A 3,910-nucleotide genomic window follows, 5' to 3' on the forward strand; every position below is an offset into this window, starting at 1 on the left:
CGCCGAGGTCATACGCCCTGCGCAGGAGGTCTACGCCGCGCTGGTCGTCCTCGGCGCCCCACCAGCTCGTACTGACCGTCCAGAGGCCGAAACCGACGGCGGAGAGATGGAGATCCGTATTGCCAAGCTTGCGATACTTCATGCCCGCCCCTTCGAATGCAGAGGTTCTGCTGCACCGCACATTATAGCGGCCGTGGGCGTCAGACGCAGCACGGCGGTAATGCTCCGTACGTCATAAGCGTTTTCGAACCTTCCATCGGCGGCCGCGAAGTAGACGGCGGCCAGCGGCACGACGCCGAGTCCCCGGAAGGATGTCCGCCCGGTAACAAAGGGCGCGCCAGCAGCGCCGCCCCCGGGCCACGGTCGCCTAGCGTCCTGGCGCGACTCTTCCTCGGCTACTCGATAGGCCAGCCGGGGATGATGGCGTCAATCTCCGCCATCAACCGAATCGTTTCCTTCAATGCCACCACGACCTTCTGGTAGTGCGCCACGTCGTCGTACGAAAGCTTGCGCCCCCTCCGGTCCTTCAGCCACTTCTCGCACACTTGATAGCCGCCGATATGAAATCCCCACACCTCCGGCTCCACCCCCTCGAAGTACTGCGTCTTGTTGACCCACACCCGCCTATCCGGCTCCGCGTACCGCACCTTCTCCACCTCATTCGTGCCACTGACCGGAAACTTTGCCACCACCTGCCCCAGCGCCGGCGACTCCATCAGGTGCAGCGCCACCAGCTCCGCCCCCTTCTGCGCCAGCGCCGCAAACAATCGCTTGTCCGATGTAAACGGCACCCGCGGGAAATCTGTCTTCAGGAATTCTGCGTAGCGGCTGCGGTACGTCGGCGAGTGAAGGATGGCGTAGGCGTAGTGGAACACGTCCTCCGGCCCGATGGAGGTCTCCAGGTCACCCCGCCCATCTAGAACAAAGGACAGGCCAAGGCTCCGCTCCAGGTCGGCGATGAACTCCGGGTTCAGATTGGCGCGACGGTCGTCCGCCTGATAAAGGCCGCTAGCCACCTCTTGCTCCGACGGGTAAAGGTAGAGAGGGAAGCCTGAGTTGATGTCATACGCTGCAACCGACTTGTGCCCGCAGATATCCCTTGTCGCAAGCAGGCCCCATTCGTCCACGGTCTGCCGAGTACTAATCATTGCCACGTTTTCGCCTGCGAGCAAATGACGCATGACATCCCAAGCCGGGCGGCTTGTAAGGCCACGGCAGTAGTACAGCCAGCGGACGTCAAATGGCCTATAGAGGCAGCGCCGAATATTCGCGGCATCGAACGTCGTCTTCTCTCTTCGTGAAAGCAAATCGTAGCTTGATGAACCCCTGACCCCATACTTCTCCCGAAAAGCTGGCTCCATTCCTTGGGCAGAGTAGAACATCCTCATGCGCGCATCCAACGTTTCACGGTCAAAGTCGAAGAACAGGTCATCGCGGTCGGTCTTTATGCCGTTTTGGTTGATAGGCAAGATGTCCGCCAGCCACCACCCTGTCTTGTACTCTTCCTCCAGGCTCCAATCCTTCGGCACGAAGAAGAACATGGGCGGCTTTGGGTCCACCATTTGCCATTCGGTTGTCGCTATGTCCCTCTCCAGAAGCCATTCGTACTTGCCTTCCCGCAGCCCCCATACATCTACGTAGTTCACCCTAGCCGGTCCCGCCTTGGCCGGTTCCTTGAGGAAGATCCCTATCGCGACGCCCTGCTGGATATCGAACACGTTCTCGTCAGGCCCTCCATCCGGCGTGCGCTCTCCCTTCCTGCCGTTGCCGTGCAGATTCACGATGTAGATATCTGTAAAAGCTGCCATCAGGCATTCGCGCATACGCCGGTGCGTGATCCCATCCGTGTAGGTGTTGTTCGTGATCAATGCCAGAACGCCCGTGCCAGTTCGGTCGATCCGCCATTGGCCGAAGCGAACAAACTTGATGAAGTCATCGTCTAGGTTGAGCTTCTTTTCGTGTAGGTCCTTCTTATAGTCTTCCAGGAGGTCAAGAATCCACTTGCCCTTGTTCACCATGCCGAAGTTAGAGTACGGCGGATTTCCCATCACCACCATGATCGGCTCATCTTTCTTGATCCTGGCCGCCGCGTTCGCCTCATCCGCTATGAACTGGGCAAACAATACCTCCGTCCTCTTGATCGCCTCTTCCAGCGTGTTCGTCAGGTAGACTCCCAGCCGCTGCTCGCTCTCGAACTGGTAGCCCAGTTCCTCCAGCACCAGCCCTAGCTTCAGGTGCGCTATCGCGTAGGGCGCCATTAACAACTCGAACCCAAACACCCGCGGGAGCAGGTATCGCGCCACGTAGTCGTTCCACGTCCCCGACTGCCCCTGAGCGGCCAGAGTCTCGTTTATCAGCTTGATGGCTGTGTACAGAAACGTCCCCGTCCCGACGGCCGGGTCCAGTACCAGCGTGTTGCGGTCCGCCAACCCCAGCGGCCGATTGAACCTTTCCCGCAGCAGATAGTCCACCGACCGCACGATGTAGGACACCACCGGTACCGGGGTGTAGTACACCCCGCGCATCTCCCGCATCTTCGGGTCGTATTCCTTCAAGAACGTCTCGTAGAAGTGGACGACGGGGTCTTCCTTCTTCGTCCGCTTGCCGAAACCCTCCAGCACAGCGGCCATGTCCGCCTCAGCCAGCAGTTGGGCCAGATCGTCTACCAGCCACGCTATCCGGTCGTCCAGGTCCGGCCCCGCGATATGGTTGAACAGCGATCTCAAGAACGGGTTCGTTTTCGGCAGCATCCACGCCGCCGCCTGGCGCGTGAATGTGCCGCCGCCGTTCCCCATCGCCCGCGCCGCGAACAGGCCGTAGGCGATCGTCTGGGCATACATGTCCGCGAACTGCTCCGGGCCTAGGTCCGGGATCAGCGTCTCCCGGAACGCTGTCAACTGGCTGTGCAGCGTCCCGCCCTCCGGTTCCCTTTCAAATGCCCGCACAATTAGGTCCCGGGTCATTCGCCCCAAGCGCGCCATCCGTTCCGCCAGTTCCTTCGGCGTCCCTACCGAGGGCACCTTCAGCGCATAGAAGCCCCGCAGCAACTCGAGCACCCCTTCAGCCCCCGCCTCGCTAAAGGCCACCTTGCCAGCCGGCGTCACGGTGCCTGTCCGCGCCAGCCCTCGCTCCGTCCCGTCCACAAACCAGCGGAACTCCAGGTAGTTCGTAAACACCAGATTTCCGAGGCTTTCCCTATACCGCCTAAGCTGCTCACCGTCCTGGGTCCTGGGCTTGGTACGCTCCGAGTCCTTCTCGATCGCGTCGAGGCTCTTCCATACATCCTTAGCTTCCACATATCCCACCGTCGTTTCTCCCCGGCAGACACGGAAGTCCGGCGCTCCGCACGCAATGCGCTTCGGCTCGTTCGTCGCCGTTACGCCCTCTTCAGCAGCTTCCAGCAACGCCTGCAGCGCGGGGCGGTGCGTGTGCTCGGTCGCATCGCCTTTGCTAAGCGCTTGCTCAACCTGTCGGGCGTATTCGCGCAGTGTCTTGATGTCTTCCATTGGCATCATCATACTCGCCGCTAACCCGGTCCGTTAATCCGTTCCCTATCCGTTGACAGATTAGACCGGCTTATTCCGGCATCACTACTCTGGCATTGCGCCTCCTGCCCCAAACACCGAAACTGCCAAACAAACTCGCCCCCCCGCTCGCTTCCCCCTCCGGCGCGCGAGGGGTAGACTGGGCGCCAGACGACGAGGGAGGAGGCCGCGATGACCGTTCGCGCCGAAGCCCGTGGGTTCGAGGAGAGGGAGATCGCGGAGGCCGTCAACCTCTGCGACGCCAGAGGCCGGCTGCTCCCGGCGGCTGTCGGCTGGTCGCGCCGCCCGCTGCATACCTGCAACCTGAGCGGTCACCCGCTACGCAAGAAGCGCTGGAACTACTGGTGCATCACCAGCGACAGCTA

The 3,910-nt window shown here is 61.1% G+C and carries 2 protein-coding genes; one reads left to right on the plus strand and one right to left on the minus strand.

What is annotated here, in order from left to right:
• Nucleotides 1-395: 395 nt before the first annotated feature.
• Nucleotides 396-3,506 (minus strand): type ISP restriction/modification enzyme, encoded by a 3,111-nt coding sequence (locus Q7T26_09615; GenBank protein MDO8532396.1) that lies wholly within the window; start codon nucleotides 3,504-3,506, stop codon nucleotides 396-398.
• A 210-nt stretch (nucleotides 3,507-3,716) separates the two neighbouring features.
• Here Q7T26_09615 and Q7T26_09620 point away from each other — a divergent pair.
• The coding region (locus Q7T26_09620; protein MDO8532397.1) for a DUF2804 family protein at nucleotides 3,717-3,910 on the plus strand (194 nt) is incomplete at its 3' end.

Source organism: Dehalococcoidia bacterium, assembly GCA_030648205.1.
Taxonomy (GTDB): Bacteria; Chloroflexota; Dehalococcoidia; order JAUSIH01; family JAUSIH01; genus JAUSIH01.